This window comes from Microbacterium meiriae, assembly GCF_025143875.1.
Taxonomy (GTDB): Bacteria; Actinomycetota; Actinomycetes; order Actinomycetales; family Microbacteriaceae; genus Microbacterium; species Microbacterium meiriae.
The window spans coordinates 45,251-63,266 of the sequence record NZ_JAMBDU010000007.1 but is presented as its reverse complement, the minus strand read 5'-3'; the positions used below and the strand labels follow the sequence as shown (position 1 = coordinate 63,266).

13 protein-coding genes are annotated in these 18,016 nt (G+C 71.0%); 11 read left to right on the top strand and 2 right to left on the bottom strand.

The features are described from left to right. Nucleotides 1–3 precede the first annotated feature (3 nt). From M4D53_RS06450 to M4D53_RS06420, 7 genes are all read left to right on the top strand, one after another. On the top strand, nt 4–3,189 hold the full coding sequence (locus M4D53_RS06450) for a S8 family peptidase (RefSeq protein ID WP_259952801.1): 3,186 nt from the start codon (nt 4–6) through the stop codon (nt 3,187–3,189). 224 nt (nt 3,190–3,413) lie between these two features. Continuing rightward, a complete protein-coding gene (locus M4D53_RS06445) occupies nt 3,414–5,699 on the top strand; it encodes a carbon starvation CstA family protein (RefSeq protein ID WP_187663134.1) in 2,286 nt (761 codons plus the stop codon). 13 nt (nt 5,700–5,712) lie between these two features. Next, nucleotides 5,713–5,946 (top strand): YbdD/YjiX family protein, encoded by a 234-nt coding sequence (locus M4D53_RS06440; protein ID WP_259952799.1) that lies wholly within the window; start codon nt 5,713–5,715, stop codon nt 5,944–5,946. 110 nt (nt 5,947–6,056) lie between these two features. After that, the gene (locus M4D53_RS06435; protein WP_259952797.1) at nt 6,057–7,238 is read left to right on the top strand and encodes a sensor histidine kinase; all 1,182 of its coding nucleotides are present in this window, start codon (nt 6,057–6,059) and stop codon (nt 7,236–7,238) included. 8 nt (nt 7,239–7,246) lie between these two features. Continuing rightward, nucleotides 7,247–7,966: a LytR/AlgR family response regulator transcription factor gene (locus M4D53_RS06430; RefSeq protein ID WP_259952791.1), complete on the top strand. Its 720-nt coding sequence runs from the start codon at nt 7,247–7,249 to the stop codon at nt 7,964–7,966. Beyond that, nucleotides 7,963–8,337: a heavy metal transporter gene (locus M4D53_RS06425; RefSeq protein ID WP_259952789.1), complete on the top strand. Its 375-nt coding sequence runs from the start codon at nt 7,963–7,965 to the stop codon at nt 8,335–8,337. The genes M4D53_RS06430 and M4D53_RS06425 overlap by 4 nt, the downstream gene beginning before the upstream one ends. Then, complete coding sequence (locus tag M4D53_RS06420; RefSeq protein ID WP_259952787.1) at nt 8,334–9,791, top strand: sodium/solute symporter; 1,458 nt, start codon at nt 8,334–8,336, stop codon at nt 9,789–9,791. The genes M4D53_RS06425 and M4D53_RS06420 overlap by 4 nt, the downstream gene beginning before the upstream one ends. A 114-nt stretch (nt 9,792–9,905) precedes the next feature. On the opposite strand, the gene M4D53_RS06415 is transcribed toward M4D53_RS06420, so the two are convergent. Both M4D53_RS06415 and M4D53_RS06410 read right to left on the bottom strand, forming a co-directional pair. Further along, nucleotides 9,906–10,823, bottom strand: coding sequence for a pirin family protein (locus M4D53_RS06415; RefSeq protein WP_259952783.1), 918 nt, complete (start codon nt 10,821–10,823; stop codon nt 9,906–9,908). Then, on the bottom strand, nt 10,820–11,188 hold the full coding sequence (locus M4D53_RS06410) for a GNAT family N-acetyltransferase (protein ID WP_259952781.1): 369 nt from the start codon (nt 11,186–11,188) through the stop codon (nt 10,820–10,822). Before M4D53_RS06410 ends, M4D53_RS06415 begins: the two co-directional genes overlap by 4 nt. Before the next feature lie 105 nt (nt 11,189–11,293). On the opposite strand from M4D53_RS06410, the gene recQ reads away from it, so the two are divergent. From recQ to M4D53_RS06390, 4 genes are all read left to right on the top strand, one after another. Further along, nucleotides 11,294–13,321: a DNA helicase RecQ gene (gene recQ / locus M4D53_RS06405; RefSeq protein ID WP_259952779.1), complete on the top strand. Its 2,028-nt coding sequence runs from the start codon at nt 11,294–11,296 to the stop codon at nt 13,319–13,321. A gap of 226 nt (nt 13,322–13,547) precedes the next feature. Next, nucleotides 13,548–15,611 (top strand): acyl-CoA dehydrogenase family protein, encoded by a 2,064-nt coding sequence (locus tag M4D53_RS06400; protein WP_259952778.1) that lies wholly within the window; start codon nt 13,548–13,550, stop codon nt 15,609–15,611. 100 nt (nt 15,612–15,711) lie between these two features. Beyond that, nucleotides 15,712–16,758 (top strand): NAD(P)-dependent alcohol dehydrogenase, encoded by a 1,047-nt coding sequence (locus M4D53_RS06395; RefSeq protein WP_259952776.1) that lies wholly within the window; start codon nt 15,712–15,714, stop codon nt 16,756–16,758. Between the two features lie 632 nt (nt 16,759–17,390). After that, nucleotides 17,391–17,960 (top strand): DNA-3-methyladenine glycosylase I, encoded by a 570-nt coding sequence (locus tag M4D53_RS06390; protein ID WP_259952775.1) that lies wholly within the window; start codon nt 17,391–17,393, stop codon nt 17,958–17,960. The last annotated feature ends 56 nt before the right edge of the window (nt 17,961–18,016 follow it).

Genomic DNA, 18,016 nt, shown 5'->3' with positions numbered 1-18,016 from the left:
GATATGGGTCGAACACCCCTTCGGATCGCAGCAGCCACCACCCTGGCGACGCTGTTCATCGCATCGACGGCAACCGCAGGCTACGCAGCGACCGGGGAGGTGACGCACCCCGTTCCGGTCGCGGGGACCCCCGGGCACTACATCGTGATCATGAAGGCCGATCCCCTCGCCAGCTACGAAGGCGACGTCAAGGGACTCAAGGCGACGAAGCCCGACGAGGGCGAGCAGCTCGAGACGCAGTCGCAGGACGCGCGGCGGTACGTCAAGCACCTCGAGTCCGAGCAGAAGAGCCTCATCAACGACGTCGGCGTCACGCCGGACACGACCTACCAGGTCGTGCTCAACGGGTTCAGCGCCGACCTCTCGGGTGAGCAGGTGGACCAGCTCCGTGCCTCGAAGGACGTCCTGGGGGTGTATCCCGACGAGATCCGTCATCCCGATGTGCAGACCTCCACGGACTACCTCGGCCTCGGCGACGACCGCAAGGGCCGTGGCGGGGTGTGGCAGCAGACCGGAGGCGTGAAGAAGGCGGGCGAGGGTGTCGTGGTCGGCGTGATCGACACCGGCATCGCTCCCGAGCACCCCTCGTTCGAGGGCAAGAAGCTCAAGCAGCAGAAGAAGCAGAACAGCCGCCACAAGGGCACAGATCCCTATACCGACGGCACCTACGTGTACTTCGACAAGTCCGACGGCGGACAGTTCCGCGGCGCGATGGTCGACGGCCAGGACTGGGACGAGCGCGACTACTCCACGAAGCTCATCGGCGGGCAGTACTTCTTCGCGGGAGCGCAGGCCGCCGGGTTCGACTTCCAGTACGACTACCTCTCCCCACGCGACGGCGACGGCCACGGCTCGCACACCGCGAGCACCGCCGCGGGCGACTTCGGAGTGGAGGCCGCGGTCGAGGGCGTCGACTTCGGGACCATCTCGGGCGTCGCGCCCGCAGCGAAGGTCGCCGCGTACAAGGCCTGCTACGTCGGTCCGGACACGACCGTGACCACCGATGACATCTGCGCGCTGAGCGACCTCGTCGCCGCGATCGATCAGGCCGTCGCCGACGGTGTCGACGTGATCAACTACTCGATCGGCGGCGGCGCCGCGAGCACCGTGATGGCACCGGAGGACCTCGCGTTCCTCAACGCCGCGGCCGCCGGCGTCTTCGTCGCGACCAGCGCCGGCAACGACGGTCCCGATCCGGTCACCGCCGACCACGCCTCGCCGTGGTACACGACGGTCGCCGCCTCCACCATCCCCACGTGGGAAGGCACCGTGCAGTTCGACGGCTTCGAGGAGGCCGGGGCGTCGGTGAGCGTGCCGTTCGGGGAGAGCGTCTCCGGGCCCTCCATCGCCGCCGTGGATGCCGCGGCGCCCGGTGCGGTGGATGCGCAGCTGTGCCTGCCGGGCACCCTCGACCCGACGAAGGTCGCGGGGCACATCGTGGTCTGCGACCGCGGCGGCAACGCGCGCGCGGAGAAGTCCCAGGTCGTGAAGGACGCCGGAGGCATCGGCATGGTGCTGGTGAACGTGCCCGGTGGCGCGGACTCGCTGGACAACGACTTCCACGCGGTGCCGACGGTGCACCTGAACGCCGTGCACCGCGCAGCCGTGCTCGCCTACGTGCAGGGCGGTGTCGATCGGCCGATCACCCTCGTCGGTGAGAACACCACCGGGGTGACCACCCCGACCCCGCAGATCGCCGGCTTCTCGAGCCGTGGGCCGGTCCTGGCCGACGGCACGGACGTCCTCAAGCCGGACATCGCCGCTCCCGGCGTCGCGATCCTCGCCGCCACGCACAATGCCCCGGGTGAGGACCCGACCTTCGGCATCCTCTCCGGGACCTCGATGGCCTCCCCGCACATCGCGGGCCTCGGGGCGCTGTACCTCGGGGAGCACCCGAGAGCGACTCCGGCGGAGATCCGTTCGGCCATGATGACCACCGCGTACGACACGGTGCTGCCCGACGGCTCGAAGAACACGGACCCCTTCGAGCAGGGTGCGGGGCAGATCGACGCGAAGCGCTACCTGAACCCGGGCCTGCTGTACCTCAACGGCTTCAAGGACTGGGCGGCCTTCCTCGACGGGAAGGGGCTGTCGGACTTCCCCGGCATCGACCCCATCGACGGCAGCGACCTGAACCAGGCATCGATCTCCATCGGCTCCCTGGCCAGCGCGCAGACTGTCACCCGCTCGGTCACCTCGACCGAGAAGGGCGTGTTCACCGCGAAGGCCTCGGTCCCGGGCGTGAAGGTCACCGTCACTCCCTCTCAGCTCGCCTTCGACAAGCCGGGACAGACGAAGACGTTCACGGTCACGTTCGACAGCACCACCGCTCCGGTCGAGCAGTGGGCCACCGGCTCCCTCACCTGGACGAGCAAGAAGAACACGGTGCGCTCGCCGATCGCGGTGTTCCCGGTCACGGCGGATGCCCCGGCCGAGGTCACCGGCAGCGGCGTCGACGGCACCACGACGGTGGACATCATCCCCGGTCTCGACGGCGACCTGGCGCTGGGCGTCTCGGGTCTCACCCCGTTCCAGCTGCTCAGCGACCCGGACAACCCCGTCGAGGGGCACTCGGGGAACGAGAACTCGGGGGACGCGAACAAGGATGTGTCCTGGATCGTCGACGTGCCGGAGGGGGCCACGCTCTCCCGGTTCGACCTCGACTCGTCCGACGACGAGGGCAGTGACCTGGACCTCACCGTCTACCGCTTGGTGAGCCCCGACGACCTGCGCTACTACGAGCGCTGGCAGTCGGCCACGGGCTCGGCCGACGAGCAGGTCACGATCCCCACGCCGACTGCGGGCACCTACCTGGTCGTGGCGAACGTGTACTCCACCACCGGGCCGATGACGTGGGACATGACCTACGCCAACGTGCTCCCGGACGGGGAGGGCTCGTTCACCGCGACGCCGAACCCGATCGCCGCGGTCCGCGGGCAGGAGACGAGCTACGAGCTGAGCTGGACCGGTCTGACCGCCGGGACCCGCTACCTCGGACTCGTCCAGTACGGGGACTCGGCCGTGCGCACCGTGGTGACGGTCACGACGCCCGCGGAGGTCGCGCCGACGCCGACCCCCGCTCCGAAGCCGACACCGACTCCGGATCCGTCGCCGACCCCGGATCCGACTCCCGCGCCGGAGCCGACCCCGGAGCCGACCCCGCCCCCGGAGACCGACGCCCCCGGGTGATCCGGGATCGTCTGCACGACTCAGGCACGGCCGCACGACGGAATCCGTCGGGCGGCCGTGCCGTCGTCTCCGGGTCGTGCATCCGGTCGGGGCGGGGACTGCCGGGCATCCGTTCGTCGCATGGCCGCCGCCGCTCGTCGCAGCGTGCCCGGATCCGGGTGCGACGGCGGGACGCACTCCCTACCGTGGGGAGACGCAATGATGCGCCCCCAGAGGAGAACCCCATGACCGCACCTTCGTCGCGCCGCCGCGACGGCGCCGGGCTCGTCGACGACGACCCCGTCATCGAGACCGACCCGAACCTCCCACCCGTCGCCCTCTCCGCGGAGCACGAGGCCAAGAGTCGCCGCTGGACCCTGCCGAAGATCCTGCTGTGGACGGCCATCGCCCTCCTCGGCGGCGTCGCCTGGGTGATGCTCGCCATCGTGCGCGGCGAGACCGTGAACGCGATCTGGTTCGTGTTCGCCGCCGTCTGCACCTACCTGATCGGCTACCGCTTCTACTCGAAGGTCATCGAGCGGTACATCACCCGCCCCGACGACCGCCGGGCCACGCCCGCCGAGGTGAAGCAGGACGGCAAGGACTACGTCCCCACCGACCGCCGGGTGCTCTACGGCCACCACTTCGCCGCCATCGCCGGCGCCGGCCCGCTCGTCGGCCCCGTGCTCGCGGCGCAGATGGGCTACCTCCCCGGCACCATCTGGATCATCGTGGGCGTCGTGCTCGCGGGAGCCGTGCAGGACTACACGGTGCTCTTCTTCTCGATGCGTCGCGGCGGCCGGACCATCGGCCAGATGGCGCGGCAGGAGCTCGGCAAGATCGGCGGCACTGCGGCGATCATCGCCTCGCTGCTCATCATGCTCATCATCGTGGCGATCCTCGCGCTCGTCGTCGTCAACGCGCTCGGCGAGAGCCCGTGGGGCGTCTTCTCCGTCGCGATGACCATCCCGATCGCCCTCTTCATGGGCGTGTACCTGCGCTACCTGCGTCCCGGCAAGGTGACCGAGGTCTCGATCATCGGCTTCGTGCTGCTGATGGCCGCGATCATCGGCGGCGGCTGGGTCGCCGGCACCGAGTGGGGCCAGGCGATCTTCCACCTCGACCGCACCACGATCGCGTGGGGCATCATCATCTACGGGTTCATCGCCGCGGTGCTGCCGGTCTGGCTGCTGCTCGCGCCCCGCGACTACCTCTCCACGTTCATGAAGATCGGCGTCATCGTCATGCTCGCCGGCGCGATCATCCTCGTGCGGCCGGAGATCTCGGTCCCCGCGGTCAGCATCTTCGGCGAGAACGGCATGGGACCGGTGTTCGCGGGTCCGCTCTTCCCGTTCCTGTTCGTGACGATCGCGTGCGGCGCGTTGTCCGGATTCCACGCGCTGATCGCGTCGGGCACCACACCGAAGCTCGTGGAGAAGGAGCGGCAGACCCGGTTCATCGGCTACGGCGGCATGCTCATGGAGTCGTTCGTCGCGATCATGGCCCTCGTCGCCGCGATCTCGATCGACCAGGGCATCTACTTCGCGATGAATGCTCCCGCCGCGGCGACCGGCGGCACGGTCGAGGGAGCGGTCGCCTTCGTGAACTCGCTCGGGTTGACCGGGGTGAACCTCACTCCCGACATGCTCACGGGCACGGCTGCGGCGGTCGGCGAGGAATCGATCGTCTCGCGCACCGGTGGCGCTCCGACGCTCGCGCTCGGCCTCGCCCACATCATGCAGCAGGCCCTCGGCGGGCAGGCGCTCATGGCGTTCTGGTACCACTTCGCGATCATGTTCGAGGCGCTGTTCATCCTCACAGCGGTGGACGCCGGAACCCGAGTCGCGCGCTTCATGCTGCAGGACTCGATCGGCGCCTGGTTCCCGAAGTTCCGCGACGTCTCCTGGCGTCCCGGGGTGTGGATCTGCACCGCGATCATGGTCGCCGGCTGGGGAGCGATCCTCATCCTCGGCGTCACCGACCCGCTCGGCGGCATCAACACCTTCTTCCCGCTGTTCGGCATCGCGAACCAGCTGCTCGCGGCGATCGCGCTCGCCGTGGTGCTGGCCATCGTCGCCAAGCGCGGACGCAGCTACTTCCGGTGGCTGTGGATCATCGCGCTGCCGCTCGCTTTCACCGCGGTCGTCACCATCACGGCCTCGCTCTACAAGATCTTCTCGCCGGTGCCGGCGATCGGGTACTGGGCGAACCACTTCCGCTACCTGGAGGCGCTGAACTCCGGTGACACCACGCTCGGCGCACCGGAGGTGCTGCAGGCCGTCATCCGCAACACCGCGGTGCAGGGCACGCTGTCGATCATCTTCGTGGTGCTCGCGATCATCGTCATCGTCATGGCCGTCATCGCGACTGCGAAGGCGATCCGCAACGGCGGCGGCGAGAACACCGAGGACCCGCCCGTGCCGTCGCGCCGCTTCGCCCCGGCCGGGTTCCTCCCCGACGCGGAGGAGCGCGAGCTGGAGAAGCAGTGGGAGCCGATCCTCGCCGAAGAGCGCGCGGCGGCACGGCACTGAGATGACTCACGCGATGGATCGGACGGATGCCGCGACCCCCCCGCTGCGGGCGCTGTGGAGCGCCCTCGGCCGGGTCGGCCGCGGCATCCGCTGGTACATGACGACGCTGATGGGCGACACCGCGTACGCCACGTACGTCGCCCATCACCGTCGGCATCATCCGGGCGAGGAGCCGCTGACGGAGCGGCAGTTCTGGCGTCAGCGCATGGACGACCAGGACCGCAATCCCGGTGCCCGCTGCTGCTGACCCTTCGACAGGCTCAGGGCCCTTCGACAGGCTCAGGGACCCAAGGTGGGTCGCTGAGCCTGTCGAAGCGCGGGTCGCTGATTCCGCGCGCGCGTCCCTAGGCTGAGCGCATGAACGACGTCGTCCTCGCCGCGGTCCTCGGCGCGCTCGGCGGCATCGCCCTCACGGCGCTGCTGCTGCTCGCCCGCCGGTTCGCCCGCGGGTCCGCCGACCTCGGCAGCGAGGCGGAGCAGGGGGCGCTGCGTGCGCTGCATCAGGCGAGCCTCGCCGCCCCGCACCTCCGCGGCGGACTGACCGGGCCGGATGCGGTCAAGGCCGCCCGGCACCTGCGGGCCCTGCTGGGCAGCGCTGCGGTCGCCATCGTCGGCGACGACGACACGGTCACGCTCGACGGCGCCGCGGACGGGCTCGAATCCGCCGCCGTGCGCATCGCCGCCCAGGTGCGCGCGTCCGGGCGACGGCAGGTGTTCCCCGCCCCGTCGCGGACGGACGACCTGGAGGCGGTCGGCGCGCCCATCCTCGTCGACGGGGTGCCGGTCGGGGTGGTCGTCGCCTTCGCATCCCCGGTGCGCGCTGCGCTCGTGCGGGCGGCGGAGGAGGTCGCCGACTGGTGCGCGGCGCAGGTCGCGCTCGGGGGACTAGAGGCCTCGCGCACCCAGCTCGCGGAGGCCGAGCTCCGGGCTCTGCGCGCGCAGATCTCCCCGCATTTCATCTACAACGCCCTCACCGCGATCGCGTCGTTCATCACGACCGACCCCGACCGGGCCCGCGACCTCGTGCTCGAGTTCGCCGATTTCACCCGATACTCCTTCCGTCGCCAGGGGGAGTTCACCACGCTCGCGGAGGAGCTGGGCAGCATCCACTCGTACCTCGAACTGGAGCGCGCGCGATTCGGCGACCGCCTGCGGGTGACGCTGCAGATCGCGCCGGAGACGCTCGCGACGGTCATCCCGTTCCTCTCGGTGCAGCCGCTCGTCGAGAACGCCGTGCGGCATGGCCTGGAGCCGGGGGAGGGCGGCGGCGAGATCCGCATCACCTCCCGCGACGACGGCACGCACACCGAGATCCTCGTCGAGGACGACGGCGTGGGCATGGACCCTGACGGCCTGCGCGCGCTGCTGACCGCGCGGGAGGAGGGCGGTCACGTGGGTCTGCGGAACGTCGACACCCGGCTCCGTCAGGTCTATGGAAGCGGGGGCGGACTGGTCGTCGAGACCAACGCCGGCGCGGGTACCCTGGTGCGCATGCGAGTCCCGAAATCGCAGCCCCTGCACGACCCGGACGACGACTGAGGAGCGGCATGATCGACGTCCTCGTCGCCGACGACGAGCAGCCGGCCCTCGACGAGCTCGTGCACCTGCTGCGTGCCGACCCGCGCATCGGCGAGATCCTCACCGCGGCAAACGGCGCCGACGCGCTGCGTCAGCTCTCCGCGCGTGCGGTGCGGATCGCCTTCCTCGACATCCACATGCCCGGCCTGCTCGGCACCGAACTCGCCCGCGCGCTCCTCGGTCTCGCGGAACCGCCCGCCGTCGTGTTCGTCACCGCGGACGAGGCCCGCGCGGTCGAGGCGTTCGAGCTGCGCGCCGCGGACTACCTCCTCAAGCCGGTCCGGCGGGAACGGCTGCGGAGCGCCGTGGACAGGGTGGTCGCGCAGGAGGCCACCCCGCGTAGCGAGGACGAGGTGCTGCCGGTGACGGTGGGCGCCGCGGTGCGGTTCGTCCGCCGCAGCGACGTGCGCTGGGTGCAGGCGCAGGGCGACTACGCGCGACTGCACACCGAGGACGACGGCCCCGGCCACCTCGTGCGCGTCCCCCTCTCCGAGCTCGAGACCCGATGGGCGCCCGTGGGGTTCCTCCGCATCCACCGTTCCACGCTCGTCCGGATCGCCGCGGTGACCGAGGCGCGGCTGTCGGGCGGGGAGCCCACGGTCGTTGTCGGCGCGGCCGTGTTGCCGGTGAGCAGGAGGCTCGTCCCCGCGGTGCGGGAGGCCCTCGTGCGGGGCGAGGGGACGGCATGACCGAGGCGCCGAAGCGGGTGCGGGTCACGGCGGACACCCCGCCCCGCCGTCCCTCCGCCGCCACGCGGGGGATCGCGCTGCCCGGATCACCGGTCGCGGAGGCCGATGCCGTCTACGCGCGCGCCCTGATGCGCAGCCAGCTCCGGCTCGCCCTCGGCACCGTCGCCGGCTTCGTGGTTGTCGTCGTCGCTCTGGCGCTCGGGATCGCGCTCATCCCCGAGATCGACGCCGTCGTCCTCGGCGGGCTGCCGCTGTCATGGCTTCTCCAGGCCTTCGCGTTCTACCCCGTGATCCTCGTCTTCGCGGTGCTGTACGTGCGCACGGCGGTCCGCAACGAGCGGCGGTACCGCGCTCTGCGGGACCGCGAATGAACGCCGTGCTCGACCTCGTCGGCGTCGCCCTGGTCGTCATCGCCACCCTCCTCATCGGCGTCTACGGGCTGCGGGTGTCTCGCACGACGAGCGACTTCTTCGTGGCGTCGCGCACGGTGCGCCCGGTCTGGAACGCCTCGGCCATCAGCGGCGAGTACCTCTCCGCTGGCACCTTCCTCGGCCTCTCCGGGCTGGTGCTGCTGGACGGCGCCCGCGGGTTCTGGTTCCCCATCGGATACGCCGCGGGGTATCTGCTCGTGCTCGTCTTCGTCGCCGCGCCCCTGCGCCGCAGCGGGGCGTACACGATCCCGGACTTCGTCGAGGCCCGGCTCGACTCGACGACCGCGCGCCGGGTCACCAGCCTCGCGGTGCTCATCATCGGCTGGCTCTACATCGTGCCGCAGCTGCACGGCGCGGGCATCACGCTCGTCGTGGTCGCCGGGTTGCCGGAGTGGGTCGGAGCCGTGACGATCGCGGTGCTCGTGGCGGCGGCGGTCGCCGCGGGCGGGATGCGCGCGATCACCTTCGTGCAGGCATTCCAGTACTGGCTCAAGCTCACGGCGCTCCTCGTGCCGGTGGTGTGCATCGCGTTCGCGCTGAGCGGCGGCCCGCACGATTTCGATCCCGCGCTCGTCTTCCCCGCGGAGGCCGGGCCGTCGGGCTTCGACGCCTACGAGACCGCGTCGCTGCTGCTCGCCCTGCTCCTCGGCACGATGGGTCTGCCGCACGTCCTGGTGCGGTTCTACACGAGCCCGACGGGGGCCTCCGCGCGGCGGACGACCGTGATCGTCATCGCCATGGTGAGCGCGTTCTACGCCGTGTCGAGCGCGATGGGGCTCCTGGCGCGGATCGCGGCCCCCGACCTCGCGCGGCCCGGGATCGCCGACACCGTGGTGCTGCAGCTCCCGTCGCGGGTGTTCCCCGGGCCGGCCGGCGAGCTGCTGACGGCGCTCATCGTCGCCGGGGCCTTCGCCGCGTTCCTGGCGACCTCGGCCGGACTCGTGGTCTCGCTCGCGGGGGTCATCAGCCAGGACGTCTTCTCCGGCTCCGTGCGCTCCTTCCGGCTGTCCGCGGTGGTGTGCGCGCTCGTGCCGCTGGGGGTCGCGCTGCTCACGGTCCCCGCGGGGCTCGTGTCGAGCGTGGGGGTGGTGTTCGTCGTGGCGGCGTCGACGCTCTCACCCGTGGTGCTGCTGGGGGTGTGGTGGCGCGGCCTCACCGCGCGTGGGGCGGTCACGGGCATGGTGTGCGGCGGTCTCGCGACCGGCCTCGCCCTGCTCGTGCACGCCGCCGTGGACGGGGTCGGCGTCGCGGCGCCCTACCTCGCGCAGCCCGCCGCCTGGACGATCCCGCTGGCGACCGGGGTCACGGTCGCCGTGTCGCTGCTCGACCCCCGCGGACCCTCACCCCGCACGGACCGCTTCCTCGCGCGCGTGCACACCCCCGACCGCGCCTGAGTCTCCTTCTGCGTCCCGGAACAGGCGATCACGCGGGTTCAGGCAGGTGAAAGCCAATCGAGCCTGAGCCCGCGCGAGTGCCTGAATCAGCGGGAGGGGCTGTGCGGGAGGGGGTCAGAGGGTGCGGCTGCGCGGCATCAGGCGCACCGGAGGGAGCGGCGGCGCGGGGATGCGCTGGTCGTGCCCCTCGACGACGCCGAACCGGGGGGACGCGGCCTCCCAGTCCTCGCGGGCGGCGACGATCTCGTCGTGGGAGCGCCCGGCGAAGTTCCACCACATGACGATCTCGTCCTCGAACGGCTCACCCCCGAGGAGGAACAGCAAGCCGCCCTCACTGCTGGTCACCTCGACGCCGTCGCGGGAATCACCGAGATAGAGCATGTCGTTGCGGGTCATCGTGTGCTCGGGGACGGCGGCGTCACCCTCGACGAGGAGCAGCGCGTGTTCCCACTCCGGCCGCAGCGGCAGGCGCACGGCGGTTCCGGCCGGAACGACGATCTCCGCCCCGACGATCGGTGTGTGCACGGTCGCCGGCGAGCGCACGCCCGCGAACTCGCCGAGCACGACCGTGACCGTGGCGTCCGATCCGGTCGCGGACGGCAGCGTCGTCGTCGGCAGATCGGTGTGCCGCTCGAAGCCGCCGTCGCCGTGGCGCGCGGACTCCGGGAGCACGACCCAGAACTGCAGCGCGTCGAGCGGGACGGGGTCGTCGCCGATGGAGTACTCCGAGTGCGAGATGCCGTTGCCGGCGGTCATGAGGTTGAGCTGTCCGCGCCGGAGGTCGGCGTCGCTGCCCAGCGAATCGCGGTGCCGGATCTCCCCGACGAGCGGCCAGGTCACCGTCTGCAGACCGATGTGCGGGTGCGGCTCGACACGCATCCGGGTCTCGGCCGGGCCGAACCGGTCGAGGAAGCACCACGCGCCGATGGTGGGGAGGTTGCGATGCGGCAGCACCCGGAGCACCTCCATGTCGCGCACGCCGCCGAGCGGGACCGCCCGCGGCTCGAGGACGATCCGGCGCTGCCCGATCATTCCGCCCTGCCCGTGGGGTCCTCGTCCGCGCCGGTCGGCTCCTCCTGCACCGGGGCGTCCGCCGTCGAGCCCGGGCGCTGCGGCCAGCGGATCTCGGCGCCGGGCACCTCGTGCGTCTGGAGGTACTTCGCGATGTACGGGCAGAGCGGCACGATCGCGTCGCCCGTCGACGCCACGTCGGTCAGCGCCGCCGCGGCGAGCTTCCCCGCGAGGCCCTGGCCCTGGAACGCCGGGTCGATCTCGGTGTGCAGGAACCGGATCGCGCCGGGGCGGGTGTCGAACTCGGCGAACCCGGCCAGCACGTCATCGGAACGGATCTCGTAGCGGGAGGCCTCGTCGTTGCGGGTCACGGTGATGTCGGTCATCGGATGCTCCTTCCGGCGTCTGGAACCAACCTACGCCCGGGATCGGGGGTGCGGGCCTGTGGACGTCGCCGTGCCGCTGTCCGTCGGGGTGATTACGCTGGAGGGATGCCGCAGACTCCCCGTGATCCGTACGACGGATGGATCCCCGAGCCGGACGCGGCATCCGACCAGCCCTGGGACGACGGGTGGGAGCCGACCGAGCCGCCGGAGCCGATGGACTGGGAGCCGCAGGGCGCGGGCTTCGAGCCGCCCCTCGACTGGGGTCCGGGCCCGACGACCGCGGTGACCACCGCGCCGGCCGTCCGCCGTGCCACGCCCAGCCGGTATGCGACGGCCCGCGAGGCACTGCACACCGTGTTCGGCTACGACGACTTCCGCGGCGACCAGGCGGCCATCGTCGAGCAGGTCATCGGCGGCGGCGACGCCGTCGTCCTGATGCCCACCGGCGGCGGCAAGAGCATCACGTACCAGGTGCCGGCACTCGTCCGCGAGGGCACCGGACTGGTCATCAGCCCGCTCATCGCGCTCATGCACGACCAGGTCGACGCGCTGCGCGCCAACGGCGTGAAGGCCGCGTACCTCAACTCCACCCAGTCGATCGAGGAGCGCCGCGAGGTCGAGCGCGCCTACGTCGCCGGAGAGCTCGACCTCCTCTACGTCGCCCCGGAGCGGCTGTCGGGCGCGCAGACGACCTCCCTCTTGCAGCGCGGCACGCTCAGTGTCATCGCCATCGACGAGGCCCACTGCGTGTCGCAGTGGGGTCACGACTTCCGGCCCGACTACCTCGCGCTCGGCGACCTGGGCGAGCGGTTCCCCGGCGTCCCGCGCATGGCCCTGACCGCGACCGCGACGCGGGCCACGCACAAGGAGCTCACCGAGCGTCTGCACCTCGACGCGGCGAAGCACTTCGTTGCGAGCTTCGACCGCCCCAACATCCAGTACCGGATCGTCCCGAAGGTCGACCCGCGCAAGCAGCTCGTGCAGTTCATCCGGTCGCAGCCGGAGGGCGCGGCGGGCATCGTCTACGCGCTCAGCCGGAAGTCCGTCGAGCAGACGGCGACCTATCTCGCCGCGCAGGGTCTCGACGCGTTGCCGTACCACGCGGGCCTGCCCGCCGAGGTGCGGGCGGCGAACCAGTCGCGCTTCCTCCGCGAGGACGGCGTGGTGATGGTGGCGACGATCGCGTTCGGCATGGGCATCGACAAGCCCGACGTGCGCTTCGTCGCCCACATCGATCTGCCGAAATCGGTCGAGGGGTACTACCAGGAGACCGGCCGCGCCGGCCGCGACGGCGAGCCGTCCGTGGCGTGGATGGCGTACGGGCTCGGCGACGTCGTTCAGCAGCGCCGTCTGATCGATCAGAGTCCCGGAGACCGCACGTTCAAGATGCGCATGGGGCAGCACCTCGACGCGATGCTGGCCCTGTGCGAGACGGTGGAGTGCCGCCGGCAGAACCTCCTCGGGTACTTCGGTCAGGACTCGCAGCCCTGCGGCAACTGCGACACGTGCCTCGACGACACGGCGACCTTCGACGGGCTCGTCCCCGCGCAGAAGCTGCTGTCCACGATCGTGCGCCTCAAGCGCGAGCGGAATCAGGCCTTCGGCGCGGGCCACCTCATCGACATCCTCCGCGGTGCCTCGACCGAGCGCATCCGCCAGCAGCGGCACGACGCCCTCGCGACCTACGGCATCGGCGCCGACCTCTCCGACCAGGACTGGCGGAGCGTGGTGCGCCAGCTCCTCGCCCGGGGCATCCTCGTCGCGCAGGGCGACTACGGCACGCTCGCGCCGGGGGAGGCGGCGGCCGGGGTGCTGCGCGGCGAGACTGCGGTGCCCCTCCGGAAAGACACGATCGGACGCCCGTCCTCGCCGTCCCGCGCCCGGAAGGCGAGTGCCGCCGACGCCCTCGACGCCGGAGACCGGGAGCTGTTCGAGGCGCTGCGGGCCTGGCGGGCCGAGACCGCCAGGGAACAGGGCGTCCCGGCGTACATCGTCTTCGGTGATGCCACGCTCCGTGCTCTCGCGGAGCATCGTCCCACGTCGCACGCCGACCTCGACGGCATCACCGGCATCGGTGCGAAGAAGCGCGAGGCCTACGGCGACGGCGTGCTCGCCGTCATCGCCGCCTCCTGACGTCGACCCACCCCCTTCCGTTCGAGCCCCCCCTTCGCGGACGCCCGCAGGGGGCCGGGGCGCATGGAAGGGGGTGGGTCGACGGGCCGAACCTGTCGCGAGCCGACAACGACAGGCGCGGACGGGGCGGCCGGTGGTTGGAGGATGCGGACAGGGGACTTCATGTCGTTTTGTCGCACACCTACCATGAGAGGCATCCACCTTCGTCTCTCCGAGAGGAACGCTCATGGTCGACGCCGCCGTCCGCCCTTCGACGACACCTGACCCGCGCGAGAGCGCGACCGCCCCGCGGATCGATGTCGCCCGCCTGAACGACGCCCTGATGGGCACCTGGGGCGACGTGCGCCGCCAGGCCCGCGAGATGATCAAGGACTCGGCGTTCTGGCGGAAGGATGAGCTCGGCAAGGACGACCACCGCGAGCGCGTGCTCAGCCAGCTCCACCTCCTCGTCGACAACAAGGCCGTGCACCGGGCGTTCCCGAAGCGCTTCGGCGGCGAGGAGAACAACGGCGGCAACATCGCCGGATTCGAGGAGCTCGTCGCCGCCGACCCGAGCCTACAGATCAAGTCGGGCGTGCAGTGGGGCCTCTTCGGCTCCGCGATCCTGCAGCTCGGCACGAAGGAGCACCACGACAAGTGGCTCCCCGGTGTCATGGATCTGTCGATCCCCGGCGCGTTCGCGATGACCGAGATCGGTCACGGCTCCGACGTCGCCGCGGTCGGCACCACCGCCACCTACGACCCGGAGACGGAGGAGTTCGTCATCCACACGCCGTTCCGGGGAGCTGTGAAGGAGTACCTCGGCAACGCGGCGCTGCACGGCATCGCGGCGACGGTGTTCGCGCAGCTCATCACCAACGGCGTCAACCACGGCGTGCACTGCTTCTACGTGCCCCTGCGCGGCGAGGACGGCGTGGATCTGCCGGGCATCGGTCGCGAGGACGACGGTCTCAAGGGCGGACTGAACGGCATCGACAACGGCCGGCTCTCCTTCGACCAGGTGCGCATCCCGCGCACGAACCTGCTGAACCGCTACGGCGACGTCGCCGCGGACGGCACCTACTCGAGCGCGATCGACAGCCCCGGCCGCCGCTTCTTCACGATGCTCGGCACCCTCGTGCAGGGACGCGTCTCGCTCGACGGCGCCGCTTCCTGGGCCTCCGCGCTCGGTCTGCACATCGCGATGACCTATGCCACGCAGCGTCGCCAGTTCGATGGTGCGGACGGGCAGGAGGTCGTGCTGATGGACTACGGCAAGCACCAGCGCCGTCTGCTCCCGCGCCTGGCCACCACGTACGCGCAGATCTTCGCGCACGACGAGTTCCTGCAGAAGTTCGACGGCGTCTTCTCCGGCCGCACCGACACCCCGGACGACCGGGAGGACCTGGAGACGCTCGCGGCGGCACTCAAGCCGCTGTCGACCTGGCATGCGCTCGACACGCTGCAGGAAGCCCGTGAGGCGTGCGGCGGCGCCGGCTTCATGTTCGAGAACCGGCTCGTCGGGCTCCGTGCCGACCTCGACATCTACGTCACGTTCGAAGGCGACAACAACGTCCTGCTCCAGCTCGTGGGCAAGCGGCTGCTGACCGACTACGCGAAGCAGTTCCAGGGCAAGGACGCCGCGGCGCTCGCGCGCTACGCCGTGGGGATGACCGCCGGCAAGGTGTTCCACGGCGCCGGCCTCCGTCAGCTCGGTCAGGCGGTGACCGACTTCGGCCAGGTCGCCCGGTCGGTGGAGCGCGGACTGCGCGAGGAGCAGCAGCACGACCTCCTCGCGGGCCGCGTACAGCAGATGGTCGCCGACATCGCGACCCGGCTGCGTGCCGCCGGCAAGGACAAGGTGCTCGGGGCACGGCTGTTCAACGAGAACCAGGCCGAGCTCATCGAGGCGGCCAGGGCGCACGGCGAGCTGCTGCAGTGGGAGGCCTTCACCGACGCCGTCCACGCGATGGACGACGCCGAGACGAAGAAGGTCATGACCTGGCTGCGTGACCTCTTCGGTCTGCAGCTCATCGAGAAGCACCTCGCCTGGCACCTCATCCACGGGCGGCTCTCCACCCAGCGGGCGGCGGCGGTGTCGAGCTACATCGATCGGCTGTGCGCGCGGCTGCGTCCGTACGCGCTCGACCTCGTGGATGCCTTCGGCTACGAGCCCGAGCACGTGCGGGCTCCCATCGCGAGCGGTGCGGAGAAGCAGCGGCAGGACGAGGCCCGTGCGTACTACGCCGACCTCGAGGCCACCGGTCAGGCGCCCGTCCTGGAGAAGACGCTCAAGCGGCAGAAGCGCTGAGCGATCGGCCCGGGCCGTCCCCACACGGCCCGGGCCGTCCGGACAGCGGATTCATCGACGGAGGCGGATAGTCTCGGCGAGTACCGACCCGAGGAGCATCATGTCGACCGTCACCGCCTACGCCGCCCCCGCCGAAGCCGCCCCGCTCGAGAAGACCGTCATCGAGCGTCGAGAGCTCGGCCCGCACGACATCCTCATCGACATCGCCTTCGCCGGCATCTGCCACTCCGACATCCACACCGTGCGCGGCGACTGGGGTCCGCAGCAGTACCCGCTCGCCCCGGGACACGAGATCACCGGAACGGTCGCCGCGGTGGGCGCCGAGGTCACGAAGCACGCCCTCGGCGACCGCGTCGGCGTCGGCTGCCTCGTGAACTCGTGCCGGGAGTGCGTGTACTGCCTCCGCGGCGACGAGCAGTTCTGCACGCAGGGCGCCGTCGGCACCTACGGGGCGGTCGACCGCGACGGGACGATCACCCAGGGCGGCTACTCGCAGCAGGTCGTCGTCACCGAGGACTTCGTGCTGCGCATCCCGGACGCCCTGCCCCTGGACGCGGCGGCTCCGCTGCTGTGCGCGGGCATCACCACGTACTCGCCGCTGCGGCATTGGAAGGTCGGCCCCGGCACGCGCGTCGCGGTGGTCGGACTCGGCGGCCTCGGTCACATGGGGGTTCAGATCGCACACGCCCTCGGCGCGGAGGTGACCGTGCTGTCGCAGACGCTCTCGAAGCAGGACGACGGCCTCCGCCTCGGCGCCGACCGCTACTTCGCGACGAGCGACCGGGAGACCTTCCGTGACCTGCGCGGCTCCTTCGACGTGATCCTCAACACCGTGAGCGCCGTCATCGACCTCCGCTCCTACCTCGGGCTGCTCGACGTGGACGGCACCATCGTGTGCGTGGGTGCTCCGGCGGAGGCCCTCGCCCTGAACGCGGGGTCGCTGATCGCCGGACGACGCTCCATCGCCGGCTCGAACATCGGTGGCATCAGGGAGACCCAGGAGATGCTCGACTTCTGCGCGGAGCACGGCATCACCGCGCAGATCGAGGTCATTCCCGCGTCGGCGATCAATGAGGCGTACGAGCGGGTCCTCGCGTCCGACGTCCGCTACCGCTTCGTCATCGACGCCGCCACCTTCGCCGACTGACCCCGCCCGGTCCCGGGTCCGTCCCCGCCTCACCCGGTGCCGGATCGAAAGCGCACCCCCGTTACCCTCGCGAGGCGTGATTTCCGTCCCGCTCTCGCTCTCGCTCCGGTCTTGGTCCCGCTCCCGTCCGGTGCGAGATCAAAAGCGCACCTCTGGTGCGCTCGCGAGGCACCTCTTTGAGCCCGCTCCTGTCCGAGCCGCCCTGGAGCGGTCCTGTCTTTCCGTCCGGCCCGTTCCGTCCGGCGCGGCGGAGGCGTCTTCCTGATCCCTCTCGGAGGACCTCGGTCCGCTGCCTCCGCGGTCGGTGTGGGAGGGGAAAGGTGCCGGAGTTCCGTGTCGGAGGGTCTGTTTTGATCTCGCGTCGGAGGTGCGCGGCATGGCGGGATGGGAAAGGTGCCGGAGTTCCGTGTTGGAGGGTCTGTTTCGATCTCGCGTCGGAGCTGCGGGTGCGGGATGGGATAGGTGCCGCGGATCTGCATCGAAGGGCCCTTTTCGATCCCGCGTTGGAGGAGTGCGTCGTGGCGGGATGGGGAACGGGCCGGGGGAGCCGGGGGGAGGGGCGGAATTGAACTCGCACGACGGGATGCGGGACGGGGCGGGAGGGCGTCGGTGGGGGCGGATACGGTGAGGGGATGACCTCCCTCCTCCTGGGGCCGGACTCCCGTGCGCGCTGCGCGTGGGTCGGCGACGACGCAGAATACCGCCGGTACCACGACGAGGAGTGGGGAACGCCGCTGCACGGGGACCGGGCGCTGTTCGAGAAGATGGCGCTGGAGGGTTTCCAGGCGGGACTGTCGTGGATCACGATCCTCCGCAAGCGTCCGCGGTTCCGGGAGGTGTTCGCGGGCTTCGTGCCGGAGGCGGTGGCGGCGTTCGACGACGCCGACGTGGAACGGCTGATGGCCGACACCGGCATCATCCGCAACCGCGCCAAGATCCTCGCGACGATCGGCAACGCTCGGATCGTGCAGTCGATGGCCGACGGCGAGCTCGATGCGCTGATGTGGTCGTTCGCCCCGCCGGCGACCGGAACGCGGCCACGGTCGTTCTCCGAGGTCCCCGCCGTCACACCGGAGTCGACCGCACTGAGCACGGAGCTGCGCCGGCGCGGGTTCCGCTTCGTCGGCCCGACGACGATGTACGCCCTCATGCAGTCGGCGGGCATGGTGGACGACCACATCGAGGGGTGCTGGAAGGCCTGACGTCTCGACGGAAAAGAGCGCGGGGCCACGGTCCCTCGCCCGATATACTCGGCACA

Excerpts from the sequence above, each read along its gene's own strand:
- M4D53_RS06450 (WP_259952801.1), top strand. The coding sequence starts at position 4 with ATGGGTCGAACACCCCTTCGGATCGCAGCAGCCACCACCCTGGCGACG.
- M4D53_RS06445 (WP_187663134.1), top strand. The coding sequence starts at position 3,414 with ATGACCGCACCTTCGTCGCGCCGCCGCGACGGCGCCGGGCTCGTCGAC.
- M4D53_RS06440 (WP_259952799.1), top strand. The coding sequence starts at position 5,713 with ATGGATCGGACGGATGCCGCGACCCCCCCGCTGCGGGCGCTGTGGAGC.
- M4D53_RS06435 (WP_259952797.1), top strand. The coding sequence starts at position 6,057 with ATGAACGACGTCGTCCTCGCCGCGGTCCTCGGCGCGCTCGGCGGCATC.
- M4D53_RS06430 (WP_259952791.1), top strand. The coding sequence starts at position 7,247 with ATGATCGACGTCCTCGTCGCCGACGACGAGCAGCCGGCCCTCGACGAG.
- M4D53_RS06425 (WP_259952789.1), top strand. The coding sequence starts at position 7,963 with ATGACCGAGGCGCCGAAGCGGGTGCGGGTCACGGCGGACACCCCGCCC.
- M4D53_RS06420 (WP_259952787.1), top strand. The coding sequence starts at position 8,334 with ATGAACGCCGTGCTCGACCTCGTCGGCGTCGCCCTGGTCGTCATCGCC.
- M4D53_RS06415 (WP_259952783.1), bottom strand. The coding sequence starts at position 10,823 with ATGATCGGGCAGCGCCGGATCGTCCTCGAGCCGCGGGCGGTCCCGCTC.
- M4D53_RS06410 (WP_259952781.1), bottom strand. The coding sequence starts at position 11,188 with ATGACCGACATCACCGTGACCCGCAACGACGAGGCCTCCCGCTACGAG.
- recQ (WP_259952779.1), top strand. The coding sequence starts at position 11,294 with ATGCCGCAGACTCCCCGTGATCCGTACGACGGATGGATCCCCGAGCCG.
- M4D53_RS06400 (WP_259952778.1), top strand. The coding sequence starts at position 13,548 with ATGGTCGACGCCGCCGTCCGCCCTTCGACGACACCTGACCCGCGCGAG.
- M4D53_RS06395 (WP_259952776.1), top strand. The coding sequence starts at position 15,712 with ATGTCGACCGTCACCGCCTACGCCGCCCCCGCCGAAGCCGCCCCGCTC.
- M4D53_RS06390 (WP_259952775.1), top strand. The coding sequence starts at position 17,391 with ATGACCTCCCTCCTCCTGGGGCCGGACTCCCGTGCGCGCTGCGCGTGG.